At 55.9% G+C, this 17,104-nt stretch carries 19 protein-coding genes and 1 riboswitch; of the genes, 12 read left to right on the top strand and 7 right to left on the bottom strand.

Annotated features, from left to right (window positions below):
• Positions 1 to 3: 3 nt before the first annotated feature.
• From HKD40_RS12345 to HKD40_RS12355, 3 genes are all read right to left on the bottom strand, one after another.
• Positions 4 to 1,029 carry a glycosyltransferase family 2 protein gene (locus tag HKD40_RS12345; RefSeq protein ID WP_169196081.1) on the bottom strand — a complete coding sequence of 342 codons (1,026 nt, stop codon included), beginning with the start codon at positions 1,027 to 1,029 and terminating at the stop codon, positions 4 to 6.
• 61 nt (positions 1,030 to 1,090) lie between these two features.
• A complete protein-coding gene (locus HKD40_RS12350; protein ID WP_169196082.1) occupies positions 1,091 to 1,846 on the bottom strand; it encodes an arginyltransferase in 756 nt (251 codons plus the stop codon).
• Between the two features lie 61 nt (positions 1,847 to 1,907).
• Positions 1,908 to 2,420, bottom strand: coding sequence for an RDD family protein (locus tag HKD40_RS12355; RefSeq protein ID WP_169196083.1), 513 nt, complete (start codon positions 2,418 to 2,420; stop codon positions 1,908 to 1,910).
• 161 nt (positions 2,421 to 2,581) lie between these two features.
• On the opposite strand from HKD40_RS12355, the gene HKD40_RS12360 reads away from it, so the two are divergent.
• On the top strand, positions 2,582 to 3,520 hold the full coding sequence (locus tag HKD40_RS12360; RefSeq protein WP_199368500.1) for a DMT family transporter: 939 nt from the start codon (positions 2,582 to 2,584) through the stop codon (positions 3,518 to 3,520).
• A 38-nt stretch (positions 3,521 to 3,558) separates the two neighbouring features.
• On the opposite strand, the gene HKD40_RS12365 is transcribed toward HKD40_RS12360, so the two are convergent.
• Entirely contained in the window at positions 3,559 to 4,983 is a 1,425-nt protein-coding gene (locus HKD40_RS12365; RefSeq protein ID WP_169196084.1) for an MFS transporter, read from the bottom strand.
• A gap of 212 nt (positions 4,984 to 5,195) precedes the next feature.
• The gene (hemB, locus tag HKD40_RS12370; RefSeq protein ID WP_199368501.1) at positions 5,196 to 6,206 is read right to left on the bottom strand and encodes a porphobilinogen synthase; all 1,011 of its coding nucleotides are present in this window, start codon (positions 6,204 to 6,206) and stop codon (positions 5,196 to 5,198) included.
• A gap of 180 nt (positions 6,207 to 6,386) precedes the next feature.
• On the opposite strand from hemB, the gene HKD40_RS12375 reads away from it, so the two are divergent.
• The 4 genes from HKD40_RS12375 to HKD40_RS12390 all read left to right on the top strand — a co-directional run bounded on the left by HKD40_RS12375 (position 6,387) and on the right by HKD40_RS12390 (position 9,440).
• Positions 6,387 to 6,773, top strand: a complete 387-nt coding sequence (locus HKD40_RS12375; RefSeq protein ID WP_169196085.1) for a hypothetical protein — start codon at positions 6,387 to 6,389, stop codon at positions 6,771 to 6,773.
• A 242-nt stretch (positions 6,774 to 7,015) separates the two neighbouring features.
• A complete protein-coding gene (locus HKD40_RS12380; protein ID WP_169196086.1) occupies positions 7,016 to 7,528 on the top strand; it encodes a MarR family transcriptional regulator in 513 nt (170 codons plus the stop codon).
• 270 nt (positions 7,529 to 7,798) lie between these two features.
• Complete coding sequence (locus HKD40_RS12385) at positions 7,799 to 9,037, top strand: L,D-transpeptidase family protein (protein WP_169196087.1); 1,239 nt, start codon at positions 7,799 to 7,801, stop codon at positions 9,035 to 9,037.
• Between the two features lie 190 nt (positions 9,038 to 9,227).
• Positions 9,228 to 9,440, top strand: a complete 213-nt coding sequence (locus tag HKD40_RS12390) for a hypothetical protein (RefSeq protein WP_199368502.1) — start codon at positions 9,228 to 9,230, stop codon at positions 9,438 to 9,440.
• Between the two features lie 9 nt (positions 9,441 to 9,449).
• On the opposite strand, the gene HKD40_RS12395 is transcribed toward HKD40_RS12390, so the two are convergent.
• A complete protein-coding gene (locus tag HKD40_RS12395) occupies positions 9,450 to 10,589 on the bottom strand; it encodes a DUF6161 domain-containing protein (RefSeq protein ID WP_169196089.1) in 1,140 nt (379 codons plus the stop codon).
• Between the two features lie 112 nt (positions 10,590 to 10,701).
• Positions 10,702 to 10,784, top strand: a riboswitch (ZMP/ZTP riboswitch).
• 119 nt (positions 10,785 to 10,903) lie between these two features.
• Between HKD40_RS12395 and glyA the strand changes: the two genes are divergently transcribed.
• The 4 genes from glyA (at position 10,904) to HKD40_RS12415 (ending at position 14,385) form a co-directional block, all read left to right on the top strand.
• On the top strand, positions 10,904 to 12,193 hold the full coding sequence (gene glyA / locus HKD40_RS12400; RefSeq protein ID WP_169196090.1) for a serine hydroxymethyltransferase: 1,290 nt from the start codon (positions 10,904 to 10,906) through the stop codon (positions 12,191 to 12,193).
• A gap of 15 nt (positions 12,194 to 12,208) precedes the next feature.
• Complete coding sequence (gene nrdR / locus HKD40_RS12405) at positions 12,209 to 12,685, top strand: transcriptional regulator NrdR (protein ID WP_169196091.1); 477 nt, start codon at positions 12,209 to 12,211, stop codon at positions 12,683 to 12,685.
• 20 nt (positions 12,686 to 12,705) lie between these two features.
• Entirely contained in the window at positions 12,706 to 13,188 is a 483-nt protein-coding gene (gene nusB / locus HKD40_RS12410; protein WP_169196092.1) for a transcription antitermination factor NusB, read from the top strand.
• Positions 13,189 to 13,281: 93 nt separating this feature from the next.
• Positions 13,282 to 14,385: an acyltransferase family protein gene (locus HKD40_RS12415; protein ID WP_169196093.1), complete on the top strand. Its 1,104-nt coding sequence runs from the start codon at positions 13,282 to 13,284 to the stop codon at positions 14,383 to 14,385.
• On the opposite strand, the gene bamE is transcribed toward HKD40_RS12415, so the two are convergent.
• Positions 14,290 to 14,727 carry an outer membrane protein assembly factor BamE gene (gene bamE / locus HKD40_RS12420; RefSeq protein WP_169196094.1) on the bottom strand — a complete coding sequence of 146 codons (438 nt, stop codon included), beginning with the start codon at positions 14,725 to 14,727 and terminating at the stop codon, positions 14,290 to 14,292. The genes HKD40_RS12415 and bamE overlap by 96 nt on opposite strands.
• Positions 14,728 to 14,894: 167 nt before the next feature.
• Between bamE and HKD40_RS12425 the strand changes: the two genes are divergently transcribed.
• The 3 genes from HKD40_RS12425 (at position 14,895) to plsX (ending at position 17,101) form a co-directional block, all read left to right on the top strand.
• Positions 14,895 to 15,416 (top strand): ubiquinol-cytochrome C chaperone family protein, encoded by a 522-nt coding sequence (locus HKD40_RS12425; RefSeq protein ID WP_169196095.1) that lies wholly within the window; start codon positions 14,895 to 14,897, stop codon positions 15,414 to 15,416.
• 3 nt (positions 15,417 to 15,419) lie between these two features.
• Positions 15,420 to 15,965, top strand: coding sequence for a YceD family protein (locus tag HKD40_RS12430; RefSeq protein ID WP_169196096.1), 546 nt, complete (start codon positions 15,420 to 15,422; stop codon positions 15,963 to 15,965).
• Positions 15,966 to 16,039: 74 nt separating this feature from the next.
• Positions 16,040 to 17,101 (top strand): phosphate acyltransferase PlsX, encoded by a 1,062-nt coding sequence (gene plsX / locus HKD40_RS12435; RefSeq protein ID WP_169196097.1) that lies wholly within the window; start codon positions 16,040 to 16,042, stop codon positions 17,099 to 17,101.
• Positions 17,102 to 17,104: the final 3 nt, after the last annotated feature.

Genomic DNA, 17,104 nt, shown 5'->3' on the forward strand with positions numbered 1-17,104 from the left:
GTCTCAACGCTGCGCTGCGATAGCGTGGGTCAGCTTTTCTTGAAGGTCGCGCGCGTCCTGCGGCTGAGCGTTTTCCGCGCCTCTGCGGATTTCATTGACGATGTAGAGCGGGCGGCGCTTAGCTTCCATATACATGCGCCCGAGATATTCGCCGAAAATGCCCAAGACGAGAAACTGTCCGGACCCGATCACAAGCATGATTGACGCAAGGCTCGTCCAACCTTCAACGGCGCGGCCGGTGACGAACGACCAGCCGGTATAGAGCAGCATCAGGAGGCCGGCGATGCCCATGAAGAAACCAAGATGGGACGCAAGCCGCAGTGGAACGATAGAGAAGCTGGTTATCCCATCCATGGCCAAGGCGATCATCTTTGGAAAGTTGTATTTGGTTTCGCCAATGAAGCGCTTGTCGCGATCGTAGATGACAGCGTCTTGGCGTAGGCCGACCCAGCTGATCATGCCGCGGACAAAGCGATAGCGCTCCGGCATGGAAAGAACATGGTCTAATGCACGGCGACTGATGAGGCGGAACTCCCCAGCGTCGAGAGGCATGTCAATGTCGACGAGACGACGCCAGAAGCGATAGAAAACATGAGCGGTTGCCAGCTTCATCCGGCCTTCGCCATCGCGGCGGCGGCGTTGGCCATAGGCAACGTCCGCGCCTTGGTCGAGGCGTTCCATAAGTTGGGGCAGTAGTTCTGGGGGGTCCTGCAAATCGGCGTCGAGGATGAGGATGCGCGCGCCGCGCGTTGCCTCCAGCCCGGCGCTGAGCGCGATTTGTTGGCCGTAATTGCGGGCGAGATCAACGACGACCAAGTGGTCATCGGTTGCGGCCAAGCGATAGAGGGTTTCGAGGGTTGCGTCTTTCGAGCCGTCGTTGACCAGAACTATTTCGTAATCGTTCCCGACGGTGGACTGGCAGATAGAGCTTACGCGGCGGTGGAACTCATCAAGTCCACTTTCTTCATTGTAGCACGGCGCGACAACTGAAAGAGCGACTGAATGAATATTGTGAAATTGCCGCTGCACCGTTGCCTCCACCGGTTTTGTGAAAGCATTGTTACGAGTATCTTCCTAATGCGGCGTAAAATTACTGCTGAGGAACAGTATTTCCATCGAGGTGTAGAGGCACCCAACCGAGATTGCCCTTTTGAACTTCAAGCGGCTGGTAATGCGCTTTGTAAGCCATCTTGGGAGAGCTTTCGACGAAATAGCCGAGGTAGACGTAGTCCAGCGCTGCAGCGCGAACTTGGGCGATATGATCGAGAATGATGAATGTCCCCAAACTCCGATGGCTCATGTCGGGGTCGAAGAAACTATAGACCATCGATAGCCCGTCTGGCAGCACATCAGTAAGCGCAACGGCGATCAAAGGCTGATCGGGATGATTAGCGAGCCGATACTCAACCAGAATGGACTGAACTGGTGTGTCTTCGACCATATATTCGTAATCTTGCCAGTCCATTTGCGTCATGCCACCGGTTTCGTGGCGCGCATGGAGATAGCGCTTGAACAGGTCAAACTGTTCGAGTGTGGCGACGGCCGGACGCACCTGTACGGCGATATCGGCATTCTGGCGCGATGTGCGTCGGAACCGCTTGTTCGGTACAAAGTCTTTGGTGATGATGCGCGCCGATTGGCAGGCGTTACAGCCATCGCATGCGGGGCGGTAAATCAGGTTCTGGCTGCGACGAAAACCGTTGTCGCTGAGCATGTGATGCAATGAAGTGGCCCGGCGGCCGGAAAGATGCGTGAATAGCTTACGCTCCATTCGGTCCGGCAAATACGGACACGGCATGGCTGCTGTTAGGAAGAGCTGAGTGGTTTCAGGCGTCTGATCGGTCATCTACATAGCAACTGAGCACAGAACGCATAGGATACTCCTGTGCTCGCTCGGCTGCAATCTCTCAGTACGTATCGTGACCAGTCGTCCGACGCCAATGGCGCACCATAGGAGAACGACGGACCATCAAGCCACCGACGACCAGATCATGCAGCATCTGGCGCCGTGGCATGAACAGCGGGAAAAGCACAGCAATTGGCCATGCGATCCAGAATGTCGCCCAGAACAGAGCGGCGTGGAGAATGGCCATCCAGCCATCGAGCGGCTGTCCCCGCGCTGGCGTGAGGACAATATCCATCATTTGCATGCCCCAAGTCGCCCGGCGATGCGAACCCAATGTCACTGCGTAGTAAATCAGTACTGAGGCCGGGACGACCAACGCCAGTGCTGCCCACGCCAACCCGAAAGTGAAAAAGCCCAAAATCAGGCCCGCGAATCCGAGGATCAGGGTGATGACCCCGATCAACGCAAGGTCGATAAGGTAAGCGACCACGCGCCGGGTCAAAACGCCCTCGAAAAGTTCTGGGGCAGTTGTTGGGTTCGGCAGTTCAGGGCGAGCGGCGAAGTCTGGGTTCATGCGTAAAACATGGGAAGTGGGGCCGTGTTTGCAAGTGGCGGGTAAACTAACTTTTCGAGGCAGTTTGGGCCTCGCTCTTGGGCTAGGCTCGACATATGGTCCGCAGAAGTCGTTTCAGCGGCATGAGTCGTTACCCTGAAGACCCTAGCCGGTATTGGTCAATGTCCACTTCTTCACCGCCCGCAGAGTTAAGTCACAGGCCTTTACGTGGGTTTGTGCTCATCGTCGCGGCGACGCTGCTTTTCGCCTATAATGACACCACCAATAAGCTTCTGCTCGAAGACTATAATGTGCCCATGGTTACGGCCCTGCGCTACATCGGGCATTGCTTGCTGATGATGGCCTTGGTCGCGCCCTTCCGTGGCAAAGAGATGGTCAAAACGGTACGTACCGGCTGGGTTTTGGTGCGCGCTGGCAGTCTTGCGCTTGGTTCGCTGCTCGTGAGCCTTGCATTCCAGCGAATGCCGGTGGCGGAAACCACTGCTATTGTCTATCTCGCGCCCGTGCTGGTTGTGGCGCTATCCGGCCCGATTTTGAGCGAAAAAGTTGGCCTAAATGCCTGGGTCGCGGCTGGTATCGGTTTTGCCGGCGTGCTGCTGATCGCGCGGCCGGGCGGCGGGCTGGACCCGTGGGGCGTGATTTTCGTTCTCGGAAACGTCATCGTTTCAGTTTCTTACAACCTGCTCTCGCGCGTGCTGGCCAGGACGGAGCGCACGACAGCCATGCTGTTTTATTCGGCCTTGGTGGGCGCTATTGGTTTCGGCATTTTCTTGCCCTGGACCATGCATGGCGTATCACCGACGCCGTTCCAAATGCTGCTGTTCTTTGGCTTGGGCGTGTCAGCGTGGCTGGGACATTATTGCTTTACCCAATCCTATCGCTATGCCCCCGCCGCATTCATCGCGCCGATGAGCTATATGCATCTGCTCTGGGCGGGCATTTTGGGCTGGGTGATTTTCGGCCATGCGCCAGAACCCATTGCTCTTGTTGGCATGGGCCTTGTCGCTGTTGCGGGTGTGGTTAGTGCACTTCGCCCGCGTCGGGGCAAGCGGCCAGCACAATTCGCCTCAGAAGATGGGCTGACCGATAAGGCCGGGTAGGGCGGTCGCCTAAATCGGGGCGGTCGACCGCCACCGGTTTAGGCCGTTTCGGGCGAGTTAGCGGTCTCGATGTAGCTTGGGATGCGCCTGACGAGCGCCAGTGCTGTAGCGCCGCAGATCAGAGTAATGCCTGTTGCTGCAATATACAGCGGGACGATGGAGCTCAAAACGCCCTCATTGCTGGTCGCGACTGCATAGCCCGCCATGTTCGCCACCACCCCGCCCAGAGCTGCGCCGATGGCATTGCCGGCCGATTGTGTGGTCGGGATGAGCGTAGACGTTTTATCCCGTTCCGCGGCGCTGCTCGACTCGATCAGGCTGATCATGGTGTAGCCTGTGCTTGTGCCAAAGCCCAAGCCGATGAAGATTTGCGCAACGGCCACGATCGGTGGCGAGGTTAGCTGCAGTCCGATCAGAACCGTTATCAGCCCAATCGCGACCAGCAGAGGGCCGATGCAGATGAATATCTTTCGTGTTGAGCGCTTCTTGATATTGGCGACGGCGATAGAAGACGCACTCCATGCCATCGACATAAACGCTGCAAAGGCACCCGCCAGCGTCGGGCCAAAGTCCCACAGCTGTTGCAGGAGCATGACGACGTAGACCGCTGACATTGTGCCCGCAATTGGCAGAAGGAGAATAGTCCAGAAGCCGGGGCCCAATGTCGTGTTCGACCAGAAAGCGCCCTTTGGCGTCATTGGGGTGGGGTGGCGGCGATCAAGCCAAATCGCAGCCGTTACGAGGAGTGCTCCCAGTGCCACGAGACCAGCGGCCTCCAACCAAGGCATGACTGCAGCGAGGGCTATCAGGAGGACGCCGACGCCAATTCCAAAGAGTCGAATGCCGGGGAACGCCATCTTCTCGGCACTGCTGCGTGTATTGGGAACGACAGCGAGGACCATCACACAGAAAATCAGCGCCAAGGGCACATTGACCAAGAATGCGGCGCGCCATGAAATGAACTCTGTCAAAGCACCTGCGCCAGCGGGGCCACCAAAGCCAGCAATCGCCCATATCATCGCATGGGTACCGAACACTTTTGGCACCAAGCGATTGGGAAAGAGCTCGGGGATAAGCGCAAAGCACAACGCGGCAACTGCGCCTTCACCCAATCCCTGAATGGCGCGGCCAATGAGAACCTGCGTCATCGAATTGGCAAAACCGGCGATGAGGGTGCCGATTATGAAAACGCCTGCGGTGGCGATAAGAGCCCAACGCGCGCCGAGCTGTTGTTTGACGAGTACGGCCCCAGCGCCACCTACAATGGCAAACACCAAAAATAGTGTCGTCGCCCAAGCGATAACTTCAACACCGTCCAATTCGCGCACTGCAGTCGGCAGGGTCGTCGTGGAGAGGAAGGAATTGAACGCTAGTAATGCCACGCCAAGGCAAATGATTGCGGTCGCTCTGAGATAGGAGGGGCCGAAGATTTCGGCCCAACGGCCCTCAACACGATCTGACATTTGCGGCTCGTAGTTTTCCAAGTAAAAACTTGGTAAATCGCTTGGGTGCGGAAAGCAAGTGCGTGGTATGGAAGTGGCGCGATGCGAGCTTTGGCAAAAGGTCTCGCGAAATCATGGCCTTGTCTCGAAAAGCGGAATCAGACTGAGAGAAGGGCACACATAAAAATCCCCGCCGGAGCGGGGATTTCAAAGGTACTTTGCTAGGCCGGGCCTTATTTGGCCAGCTTGCGAGCCATTTCGAGGGCATAATAGGTGAGGATGCCATTGGCCCCAGCACGCTTGAAACTCCACAGGCTCTCAAGCACGGCAGCATCGCGATTGATCGCGCCAGCCCGGCCCGCGAACTCGATCATCGCGTATTCGCCACTCACCTGGTAGGCGTAGATCGGCACGTTGAACGCATCCTTGGCGCGACGGATGACGTCGAGATATGGCAGACCCGGCTTGACCATAATGCTGTCCGCGCCTTCAGCGATGTCCTGCTCGATCTCACGCAGAGCTTCATCGGAATTGGCGTAGTCCATCTGATACGTGCGCTTGTCGCCTTGCAGACGCGAGCCCGAACCAACCGCCTCACGGAAGGGGCCATAGAAGCACGAAGCGTATTTTGCCGAGTAGGACATGATCTGGACCTGATCAAAGCCTTCATCGTCCAGCGCGGAACGGATAGCAGCAACGCGGCCGTCCATCATGTCAGATGGCGCAATAATGTCGGCGCCGGCACGCGCCTGAACGATTGCGGACTTGACCATAGCGTCTACGGTTTCGTCGTTTAGAATTGCGCCGTCGCGAACAAGGCCATCTTGGCCGTTTGCCGAGTATTCATCCAAGGCAACGTCGGCAATCAGTCCGATCTCTGGAACGGCGTCCTTAATGGCAGCGAGAACCCGGCACATGAGGTTGTTTGGGTTATAGGCTTCTTCTGCACTTTCGCTGCGAAGCTCGCCCGGTGTATTCGGGAAAATAGCGAGGGCAGGGATGCCAGCATCGCGCGCCTGCTTGGCGGCTTCGACCATAAGATCGATAGACAGGCGTTCGACGCCCGGCATCGTCTTGATCTCAGTGCGCTCGTTCTGACCTTCGATAACAAAGAGCGGCCAAATCAGATCGCGGGGAAGCAGTTCGGTTTCGCGAACCATGTCCCGGCTCCATGCCGATTGGCGGGTGCGTCGCAGGCGACGGCCACCCAGGAAGCTCATGTCATGCTTGGGCCAGTTGCTCATCACTATGCTCCAGAGGAAAATGCTTTGGTGCGCTTATCCTCCCCTTGCGAGGGGCAAACAAGAAAATGCTGAATAAGGCACGCAGTGTTGAAAGGGTTATCCAGTGCTCTTATCAAACCTAAGCAAAAGCTCACAAGGCGCGGCTTGTCCCAATAAAGCGAGCCAGCTATCAATCATGCCATGTTGTTCCCTGCGCCCAATCACGGCCTTTACATTCGCATCGTCGCTCTCTTCACCCTGGCTCTTGGCCTGAGTGATGCTGCGCGCCTGTTGGGCGTGAGCACGGTCGGGGTCAGCCCAATGGAGCATATGGGGGCAACGGCTTTCACCTATCTCGGTGGTTTTTGCATCGCGCGCCTGTTTGCGGCGGTAGGGCTTTGGCTAAAATCCAGTTGGGGCGCGGTGTTAGTTGTCGCTGCGACAGTATTTGAGCTTGCGCTTTACCTTTCCGGTAACCCTGATGTGCGGATGTCGATGGCCGGTTTCTTCGTTCGCATCCTGCTTTTGCTCGCAATTGTGCTGATTTTTGCACTAACTTTGCGATTAAAACGCGCGGCGGCTGACTAAAAACTCCAGCAAAACTTGCCTTTCATTTGCATCAAAGCACGGGTGTGGCGCAATTTTATGTGTTTACACCTGAGAAAGGTTACGAGTTTCTGACTAGGTGTAAGGCTCAATTAAGCTAAATTGTCATTGCATTCCAGTAAGATAGTTTTAAGCCTGTCAGTTAGTTCGATGTTTATGGGAGACGCCTAGTTTCATCCTCACGAGATGCGAAAAATCGCACAAGCAAAACAGTGAGGCACACTATGGCAATCAAATCGAACGCGGCCGAGGCGCTAACCCCTGAACGCTCTAGCGCAGGCCTGAAGCCACTCTACCTCGAAGCAGTATCCCGTGTTGAACGTCTCCACCGTCGTTTACTCGACCTGATAAAGGATGAGTTCGACCGTATGGGTTGGGACGACATCAACCCGGTTCAGGCGCTGCTGATGTTCAACATCGGTGACGCAGAGCTCACTGCAGGTGAACTGCGCTCTCGCGGTTATTACCTCGGTTCGAACGTCTCCTATAACCTCAAGAAGCTGGTCGAAACTGGCTACATCTTCCAGGAACGCTCGCGCACTGACCGTCGTTCGGTTCGCATCAAGCTGACCCCTAAGGGTGAAGAAGTGGCGGAAGTGATCGACGAGCTCTATGACCGTCACCTCAAGTCCATCGATAAGGTCGGTGGTCTGGGCGATGACGAGTTCGATGGTCTGAACAAGGCTCTCGCTCGACTTGAACGCTTCTGGGTCGACCAGATCCTCTACAAGCTCTAAACCCGCAACGATTAGAGCGGACACAAATCTTCGGCAGATGGTGGCGTGTGTTGCCTCCGTGCCACGACTCCGAAACAAGCGCCGGCCAGTTGGTCGGCGTTTCTTATTTATGCCGCAAAATTGCGCTTTTCAGTGCGTTACAGGGTTTGAAACCATTAACCGTTAGGTCTATGTCGTTTTCGTTCCTGCGTGACTGTTTTGGGGCATCCATCCTTTGATCGTTATGAGGATGGTAGGGGCCTGCGGGCAAAGAATTTTCTGGGTGGCTAGATGCTTTTGAATCGTCGCAAGTTTTTGGGAGGCTGCGCCTATCTTGGGGCAACTCTAACTCTCCCGAGCGCTCATGCTCAGGGGTGGTTCGGTGGCAATCGCGTTGTTAAGGTCGATCAGGCGGGCAACACTGCCGCTGCAGAGGCGCTCATTGCGACTCGCGAGCCTATCCTCTCCTTCGACACCCTTTACAATTTGCAGCTGGCGATCTCGCAATACGAACCTTTCGTCGCTGCTGGTGGTTGGGAAGAAATTCCGCAACAGGCATTCCGCCTCGCTCTCGGCGCGAGTTCTCCGGCCGTCGTTGCTGTGAAGCGCCGTCTGATTTCTTCTGGTGACATGCCATTGGTTGAATACGCGGACGACAGTTTCGATGCCGACACGGATCGCGGCGTGCGTGCTTTCCAAGCGCGCCACGGCCTCGTTGTGAACGGACAGATCGACGAAGCCACGTGGTACGCAATGAATGTGTCTGCAGCGCAGCGCATGCAGCAGCTTTATCTGAACTACACCCGGGTTCAGAACATGGCTGCCAAGCTGAACGCGCGCTATGTCGTCGTGAATATTCCGGCGGCAACCATTGAAGCGGTGAACGAAGGTGCGGTGGAACAACGCCACACCGCCGTCGTCGGTCGTGCCGATCGCGCTACGCCGATCATGGCCTCGAACATTCATCAGGTGAACTTCAACCCATACTGGCATGTGCCCAAGTCATTGATCCGTCAGGATCTGACCAAGTACATGATGGAAAATTCCAACTACCTCGCAGAGCAGAATATTTTCATCTACGACGGCAGCACCAAGATCGATCCGCAGACGATCAACTGGGCAAATATCTCCGATCGCGAAGTGAACTATATGTACCGTCAGGAGCCGGGCGCGGCGAACTCGATGGGTCACTGCAAAATTAATTTCTACAACCCGTACGATTGCTATCTGCACGACACCCCCGGCAAGGAATTGTTCGGCGAAAACGCGCGTTTCCACTCATCAGGCTGCGTGCGCGTTAATGACGTCAATCAGATGGTAAACTGGCTCCTGCGTGACAATGGTGACTGGGATCAGAACAAGGTCGACTCGACCTTTGAAGCGCTGACCCGTCTCGACGTTGAAGTGAAGGCGCGTGTTCCGATCCACACCACCTACATCACCGCTTGGGCCAATCGTCAGGGCACAGTCAGCTTCCGTGATGACGTCTACAAGTTTGATGAACAGGGCAAAGTTAGCTTCCAGGCGTAGGCGCTCTGGCTCGACAGGTTGTAAGGCTCCGCTCCGGCGGGGCCTTTTTGCTTTTTGGTGGCAGGGTGCCGGTTGCTGGGGCCAAGACAGCAAACAAAGCGGAGAAGGGGTGTCTGGTGGTCAGCGCCCCATGTTACCGAACTCGCAACTGTGCTAAAATGACGATAGAGCGCTGTTTTTGGAGGCCAATATGGAAGGCGAGGTGTTTTTCGAGTTCGTTCAGCTTGGTCAGCAGATGCGCGTTGCCGCCATTGACGTCGACAGTGGCACTGAGGTGATCGTCATCGCTCCGGTCAATACGGCGCGCGGTCATATGCAGCAACTTGCCCTAGCAAAACTCCGTAAAAAGCTGGCCCAGACCCAGCCTACGCCGCCTCCCGGCACATTGGGCAAATACGCTTAGCTTTAAGGACTAAGGCTTCTTCCCATTGAGTAGGTCAAAGATGCCTGTAGGTGGCCCATCGTCTTGCGTGCTGGCAGGCGTCGGGCGGAACAAGGCGTTGAGGATCAAGCCGCGTTCCTCTTTGGTAATCTCACTCTTCACATCCTTCACTAAGCCTAGATAGGTCATTGTCATTACTTCTCGATAACTGGCGTCGTCGGCTATAGCGCGATTGATCAGAAACACGCGGCTTACTTGCTTGCGTATCCACGCATAGCCCAAAGTCGGAATGAGGAGAGCGGCAACCAAGCCGAACGGGATGGAGCTTCCCGATTGGCTTACTACTTTAAGTTCTGGCCAAAGCTGCCAGACCAATAGGGCCGCAAGGGGCAGAGCTGCGCCGACCAACCAAAAGAAAAGTGATAGGAACTTCCGACTAGTCTTTTCAGCCGATGCTGCCTTGTTCTTCCAAAAAGTTGCAGGTGTGTCGACGCTAAGCTTCGTGTGGTAGGCCTCGTGAAGTGCCGAGATTTCGACTTTTTGCTCGCCAATCCAATTCACTAGTTCTTTTTGTTGGGCAGCTATGCCAGTTGATGCGGCTTTTTTTGCGGCTTCAATGTCGCTTACGAGTTCGCCGAAACGGTTTCCGATGTCCAATAAGTAGAGGTCTTGCTGGTTGAATGCGTTAGGAATGCTGTCGAGCGTGAGGCTGCTGTAAAGTTGGATTTCAACAGCGGTATTGGCGCTAGCGAGTTCGTCTTTTTCGGGTAGCCATTTTTTTGCTGTTAGAGCTTCGAGGGCTAGTAGAATCCCCAGAGGAGCGGCGTGGATAAGTTCCTTGATGGTTTTTCCAAAATGGCCATGAAGTACAGCAATTTGACGAGTGCGGACTTGCTCATCTAATATTTTGGGAAGGTCGGTCTCGCTTGCTCCTCCGATAGCGCTGTAAAACCTGTGATAAGCGGAAAAAAGAGTTTCGTACCGGAGGAGGGTATCGCCGGCTAAGGGCGACATTTGGTGCAATTTGCGGACACGCGCGTGAAGCGCATTCCATAACTCCAGCTCTCGCTCAATCCATTGGCGGGGGGAAGTCCAATGTAGAAAGCTGTCGTTCGAGTTATCTGCATGAGGAGGCGGGGCATCCTGAACGTGTTCGGCGTTGTCAATCATCACTGGTGTGCTCCCTAGCTACTGTCATTTAAGGATCTTCATCGCTGTGGGGCAAGATGCTGCTCTGCACATTCATCCCTCTTCCCCTTCGCCCCATTTTGCGGCATAACGCTCTGGTTCGTGCGACTGGCGAGTAAAGATGGGGAACCATCGGGGAGCGCGGACCTTGTTGAGCCGCTCGCCTGGGCACCCATTCGCAAATAGGGGAGCCCTATGGACCCTTTGCACATCGTCCGGCCTTGGAATCGCGCGCTTTCGCGTGATAAAGCCATCGCCAATTCGTCCACTTCGAACTCTTGCGAGGGAACCCTCCGATGAGCGCTGCAAATCTGTTTCCAAACTTCTTCACCAATTCCGTTGCCGAGACCGATCCGGAACTCGCCGCAGCAATGGGTCAGGAACTCGGACGTCAACAGCATGAAATCGAACTGATCGCGTCCGAGAACATTGTCTCGCGCGCTGTGCTCGAAGCACAGGGTTCGGTTCTGACCAACAAGTATGCCGAAGGCTATCCGGGCAAGCGCTACTACGGCGGCTGCGAATATGTGGACGTGGCGGAAAGCCTTGCCATCGAACGCGCAAAGCAACTGTTCGGTGTTGAATACGCCAACGTTCAGCCGAACTCCGGTTCGCAGGCGAACCAGGGCGTCTATCAGGCGCTGGTACAGCCAGGCGATACTATTCTGGGCATGTCGCTCGACGCTGGTGGTCACCTGACCCACGGCGCCAAGCCAAACCAGTCTGGCAAGTGGTTCAACGCTATTCAGTACGGCCTGCGTCAGCAGGACGGCTATGTAGACATGGATCAGGTGCGTTCGCTGGCTCGAGAGCACAAGCCAAAGATGATTGTCGCAGGCTTCTCGGCCTATTCGCGCGTCATGGACTGGGCTGAATTCCGCGCAATCGCTGACGAAGTCGGCGCGCTGCTTTTCGTCGATATGGCGCACGTTGCAGGCCTCGTGGCCGGTGGCCAGTACCCAAGCCCATTCCCACATGCGCACGTCGCGACCACCACCACCCACAAGACCCTGCGCGGCCCACGCGGTGGTCTGATCCTGACCAATGACGAAGCGATCGCGAAGAAGATCAATTCGGCCATTTTCCCAGGCATTCAGGGCGGCCCGCTGATGCATGTGATTGCTGGTAAGGCAGTTGCGTTCAAGGAAGCTCTGCAGCCTGAATTCAAGCAGTACGCGGCGCAAGTTGTTGCTAACGCTAAGGTGCTCGCTGATACCCTCGTAAAGGGTGGTGTTGAGATCGTCTCCGGCGGTACGGACAACCACTTGATGCTGGTTGACCTTCGTCCGAAGGGCCTGACCGGTAAGGCAACAGAAGCTGCCCTCGGCCGTGCTTACATCACCTGCAATAAGAACGCTGTGCCGTTCGATCCTGAAAAGCCAGCGATCACCTCCGGTATTCGTCTCGGCACTCCAGCGGGCACGACCCGTGGTTTTGGCGAGGCTGAATTCCGCGAAGTTGGTGAGCTCATTATCGAAGTTCTCGATGGTCTCAAGACCAACGGCGAAGACAACAACGGCGCTGTAGAAGCGGCTGTGCGCGAGAAGGTGAAAGCCCTGACCGCACGCTTCCCGATCTACAGCTAATAGAGGTTACGGCCCATGCGCTGCCCCTATTGCAGCAATGACGACACGCAGGTGAAGGATAGCCGCCCGACGGAAGATTCGGGCGCTATTCGGCGTCGCCGCGTGTGCAACGCTTGCGGGGGGCGTTTTACGACCTTCGAGCGCGTGCAGCTTCGTGACCTAACTGTCGTGAAAAAGAGCGGACGAAAAGTCCCGTTTGATCGGGATAAACTCGCCCGCTCTGTTAACACGGCCTTGCGTAAGCGCGCTGTAGAACCAGAGCGCGCAGAGCGCATGATCTCCGGTATCGTCCGTCAGCTGGAAAGCTTGGGCGATATGGAGGTCACCTCTGACCAAATTGGCGAATATGTGATGGAAGGCCTCAAAGGGCTCGACGATGTCGCATTTGTTCGCTTCGCGAGTGTGTATAAGAACTTCTCTGCGGCGGACGACTTCCGTAACTTCCTAGCCGAACTTGCTCAGGACAAAACCGTCCTGAGTGAAGATGACTGATAGAACCGATTGAACAGCCGATGACCGACCATCCAAAACGTGATCCCGGCGCTGTGCGCCCCGCTAATCAGCGTGGTGCTGCGCGCCTTGCCGCCGTTCAGGCGCTCTATCAGATGGATATTGGCCGCGCGACGCTGGAAGACACGCTCGCACAGTTCGGCGCCTTCCATCTCGGCCGTGAAATCGAAGGCGAGCAGTATCTACCCGCTGACGCCGATTTCTTCCGCCAGATCGTGTCCGGTGTTGCTAAGCACCAGCTCCAAGTTGACCCGACGGTCGACAAAGCGCTGGCAGAAGGCTGGCCGATTGGGCGTGTAGACGCGACCCTGCGCGCTATTTTGCGCGCCGCTGCCTTTGAGTTGCTGTTCCGCAAGGACATTCCGGCACGCGTCGTCATCACTGAATATGTTGATGTTGCACGCGCGTTCTATGAGGACGATGCAGCGGGCCTCGTGAATGGCGCTCTCGACAAGATCGCCCGAGACGCCGGTTCCGAGCTCTAAAAGAGCCAAAATCAAGAATTCAAAATGCCCGGAGAAATCCGGGTATTTTTTTGTTCTGCGATCGCCCTATCCTGACCGTTGGGAGGGTCGGGGATGGGACAGACAACCGCAGACAGACATGCGGGGGCGGATTTACTCCGCCTCGTCGCCTTCTGCGCGGTTGTTTGCATTCACGCCTATGGGGCTTTTCCCGAAGGCGATCCGATGCGCGATATACTGCGCGACCTGTCGCGCTTCGCCGTGCCAAGCTTTTTCATCCTTGCTGGATACTTCAGCGCCAAGATCGTCCCTGTTCGCAAGCTCTGGCAGCGCGTGGCATGGCCGCTCGTGTTCTGGCTCGCGTTCTATAACTTGCGCCCCAGTGCCTTTGTGGGCGACCCCGTCACGCTCGTGGAGCGAGTTCTGCTCGTCGCGTGGACCGGAGGGGCGGGATATCATCTGTGGTATTTGCCGGCCTTGCTCGTCGGCGGGGCGATCGTATTCGCTGGTTTGTCGAGCATGGGCTTTGCCGCAACCGCGGTACTGACGACTGTTTTATACGCAACGGGCATGTCGCTAGGCGTATATAGCGCGCTGCTGACTGGCGAAGTTTTTCCGATCTATTGGATGCGCAGCGGACTGTTCTTCGCGCCGCTATTCTTCCTGATTGGTGTCAGCCTGAAGCGCGATCCAAGGTGGATGCAACTCTCGACATGCTGGTGGCTCCTCGTGTGTCTTCTGGGGCTCGTGCTGCACGTGGTTGAGAAGTACAGGCTTCGAGGGGCAAACTTCTCGGACAACGAGTACTCAACTGGCACGCTGTTCTGGGCCGTGGGGGTAGGCGTTGTATTCCTACGTATCAGTAGGCCGACTTCGCCCATTCTGTCGGCACTCGCGCAAGCCAGTTTCGGAGCCTATCTGGTCCACGTCTTCATCCTAAGGCGGGTTGAGGAGTACTTCCCGCACTGGAATCCATACACGCAGATCATTGTGGTGATCGCGGTGTCGTTAGGCCTTGCAATGGCTTATCGGTATGGCCTCGCTTGGGCACAATCACAGCGGCCAAGAAAACAAAAAAAGCCTCGGAAAATCCGAGGCTTAAATTCGTTTCTGGAATCAGAATTAGAACGAGGAGAGGATCGAGTCGATGAAGGTCGCATCCTGACCGAAAGATGGGGTGCGGCGGGTTTCGATGTCGACCGCGCGGCCATCCTGTAGCGAGTAGACAGCGCGCTCGCTGACTTTCTTGCTCTTGTCGAAATAGACCGCCAGAACCGTACGTTCCTTGATCTGCGTGAAGCCAAACGAGGTTTGGTTCACCTTGGTCTCGACATAGTACCAAGCGGTCTGGTCACCGAATGTGTTGGTCGACTGTGGCGACCCCAGAACCAACTGTACCGTCTGCTGACTTTGACCCGGACGGATCTGCTGCAGCGCAGTGCTTGGGATGACGTACCCTTGGGTGCGCTGTGTCACCAGAGCAGTGCTGCTACTGCAACCAGCTAGCGCAACGGCCAGAATGGTCGCGACAACGGAGGCTTTTGCAAGACGCAGGCTCATAGTTTGACTTTCCCAATGGCTCTCGACTATAGGCGGTTGTAACGAGGCGCGTGCCTTTTGTGGCCGCCGGAATGTGTAGCTGTCAACTTAGCTTTCTGGCAAGCTGACAGTGGTCCGGCACCCCAATCTGCCTGTGTTTGACCCATACCGACGCCGAGCGCAATCCCATGATTATGTCCTTGTTTCGCAAGAACTCCGCTACAGAGCCAGTTTATGCGATTTATAACGCCATTGTGGCGCAATCCCGGCAGCCTATTTTCTATGCCGAATGGGGTGTAGCTGACACAGTTACTGGCCGTTTCGACATGATCAGCCTTCACATGGCCCTGCTTTTTCGCCGTCTGCGCGCGGGCAGCGAATCTGACAAGGCGTTTAGCCAAGCCGTATTCGATCTCTTCTTCAAGGATATGGATCGCTCGCTGCGCGAAATGGGCGTGACGGATATCGGTATTCCGAAGAAAATTCAGAAGATGGGCAACATCTTCTTTGGGCTCTTGGCAGCCCTTAATACCGCCATCGATAGCGGCGATAAGGAAGCCTTAAAGGCCGTTCTTGCCCGCAACGTTTATGACCAGCCGACCGACGAACATGTCTCGGGTCTTGCGACTTATGTGTTGGCACAAGACCAAGCACTGGTGGCGCAGAGCACCTCAGACATAACCGACGGTAAGCTGACTTTTGGAGCCTAAATTATGACTATCCAAGACGAGCCAATTTTCGACGCCATTGTGCGTCTTGATAAGCTCCCAGCGTCTGGTCGTTCCGTTAACGTCAACGCCGACGAAGCGCAGCGCGCTGCAATTGCTGAGTCGCTAAAAATACTCGCCGTTGATCGTTTTGTTGCCGAGCTGACCGTTGTGCCATTGCGCGGCGGGTTACGCGCGCAGGGTTTTGTGGACGCAGTAGTCCAGCAAGCCTCGATCATCAGCCAGGATCCGGTTGAAGAAAAGCTGCGTGAGCCTATCGATCGTGTGTTTTTGCCTGCAGCTAAGGGTGAAAAACCTGCTGCGCCAGGCTCGGAAGTGTTCATCGACCTTGAAGATGACGAATTTCCAGATCACATCGATGGCTCTGAGGTCGATTTGAGCGCTTTGATGCTTGAAACTCTTGCACTTGCGCTCGATCCCTATCCGCGTCTCCCGGGTGAAACCGTCGAGAGCTTAAACTTGCAGAACGAAGGGGAAGAAAATCCCTTTGCTAAGCTCGCAGCCTTGAAGAAGGACGCAGACAAGTCCTAGGTTGAAGGGCTTGCGTCGACCCCATCTTGGGATATGTTTGCTCGCCCCACCGGCGGGCCAGATAACAGGCTGAAATGAACGATACTATAACTATTTCCGTGGACGCTATGGGCGGCGATAACGCGCCCCGCGCGGTCCTCCACGGTGCCTATCTGGCGCTGAAAGAGCGCAAGAACACGCGTTTTATTTTCCACGGCATTGAGGAGCAGGTTGCTCCGCTCCTTGAAGAATTTCCTGCGCTTAAAGCCGCCTCGACGCTCATTCCGTGCGAAACCGTGATCGCGATGGACGAAAAGCCAAGCCAGGCTCTGCGCAAGGGGCGCGGTACGTCGTCCATGTGGAAGGCAATTCAGTCTGTTAAGGACGGCGAAGCCGATGTTGCCATTTCAGGTGGTAACACCGGTGCTCTTATGGCCATGTCGACCTTCTGCTTGCGGCCGATGGAAGGGATTTCCCGTCCTGGTATTGCAGCTATTTGGCCGACTGTGCGCTCGGACATCATCGTTCTCGACATGGGCGCGACCATCGGCGCTGACGCTCAGCAGCTGGTGGACTACGCCATTCTGGGTTCGGCACTAGCGCGTGCACTGTTTGATTCCGAAAATCCGACAGTGGGCCTGCTCAACGTTGGCACTGAAGAGGTGAAGGGCCTGGATTCTATCAAGGATGCTGGCAAAATCCTCGCTCAGGCGAGCGGCAATGGCTTCACCTATCATGGCTTCGTTGAAGGCGATGATATCGGCAAGGGCACCGTCGACGTTGTCGTCACCGAAGGCTTTGTTGGCAATATTGCGCTTAAAACTGCTGAAGGTACTGCCCGTCAGGTCGCTGCCTATCTCAAGCAGTCTCTGACCGCCAATTTGATGAGCAAGATTGGGGCGCTATTCGCGTCCTCTGCCTTGCGCGCTCTCAAGCGCAAAATGGATCCACGTACCGTCAATGGCGGTGTGTTCCTCGGCCTTAACGGCGTGGTCATCAAATCGCACGGCGGCACTGACGAAGTCGGCTACAAGAGTGCTCTCGGCCTTGCCTATGACATGGCGCGCAATCGCCTGATGGACAAGGTTGGCGATACCTTGCAGCGCTTCCCCATTAACAAGACAGAGACCTCTCTGCCTACAGAAACCGAGGCATAATCG

This window comes from Devosia sp. MC1541, assembly GCF_012847305.1.
In the GTDB taxonomy this organism is placed as follows: Bacteria; Pseudomonadota; Alphaproteobacteria; order Rhizobiales; family Devosiaceae; genus Devosia.

Bases quoted from the DNA above. Each gene is read 5' to 3' on its own strand.
- HKD40_RS12350 (WP_169196082.1), bottom strand. From the start codon at position 1,846: ATGACCGATCAGACGCCTGAAACCACTCAGCTCTTCCTAACAGCAGCC.
- HKD40_RS12355 (WP_169196083.1), bottom strand. From the start codon at position 2,420: ATGAACCCAGACTTCGCCGCTCGCCCTGAACTGCCGAACCCAACAACT.
- HKD40_RS12360 (WP_199368500.1), top strand. From the start codon at position 2,582: ATGTCCACTTCTTCACCGCCCGCAGAGTTAAGTCACAGGCCTTTACGT.
- HKD40_RS12365 (WP_169196084.1), bottom strand. From the start codon at position 4,983: ATGTCAGATCGTGTTGAGGGCCGTTGGGCCGAAATCTTCGGCCCCTCC.
- hemB (WP_199368501.1), bottom strand. From the start codon at position 6,206: ATGAGCAACTGGCCCAAGCATGACATGAGCTTCCTGGGTGGCCGTCGC.
- HKD40_RS12375 (WP_169196085.1), top strand. From the start codon at position 6,387: ATGTTGTTCCCTGCGCCCAATCACGGCCTTTACATTCGCATCGTCGCT.
- HKD40_RS12380 (WP_169196086.1), top strand. From the start codon at position 7,016: ATGGCAATCAAATCGAACGCGGCCGAGGCGCTAACCCCTGAACGCTCT.
- HKD40_RS12385 (WP_169196087.1), top strand. From the start codon at position 7,799: ATGCTTTTGAATCGTCGCAAGTTTTTGGGAGGCTGCGCCTATCTTGGG.
- HKD40_RS12390 (WP_199368502.1), top strand. From the start codon at position 9,228: ATGGAAGGCGAGGTGTTTTTCGAGTTCGTTCAGCTTGGTCAGCAGATG.
- HKD40_RS12395 (WP_169196089.1), bottom strand. From the start codon at position 10,589: ATGATTGACAACGCCGAACACGTTCAGGATGCCCCGCCTCCTCATGCA.
- glyA (WP_169196090.1), top strand. From the start codon at position 10,904: ATGAGCGCTGCAAATCTGTTTCCAAACTTCTTCACCAATTCCGTTGCC.
- nrdR (WP_169196091.1), top strand. From the start codon at position 12,209: ATGCGCTGCCCCTATTGCAGCAATGACGACACGCAGGTGAAGGATAGC.
- nusB (WP_169196092.1), top strand. From the start codon at position 12,706: ATGACCGACCATCCAAAACGTGATCCCGGCGCTGTGCGCCCCGCTAAT.
- HKD40_RS12415 (WP_169196093.1), top strand. From the start codon at position 13,282: ATGGGACAGACAACCGCAGACAGACATGCGGGGGCGGATTTACTCCGC.
- bamE (WP_169196094.1), bottom strand. From the start codon at position 14,727: ATGAGCCTGCGTCTTGCAAAAGCCTCCGTTGTCGCGACCATTCTGGCC.
- HKD40_RS12425 (WP_169196095.1), top strand. From the start codon at position 14,895: ATGATTATGTCCTTGTTTCGCAAGAACTCCGCTACAGAGCCAGTTTAT.
- HKD40_RS12430 (WP_169196096.1), top strand. From the start codon at position 15,420: ATGACTATCCAAGACGAGCCAATTTTCGACGCCATTGTGCGTCTTGAT.
- plsX (WP_169196097.1), top strand. From the start codon at position 16,040: ATGAACGATACTATAACTATTTCCGTGGACGCTATGGGCGGCGATAAC.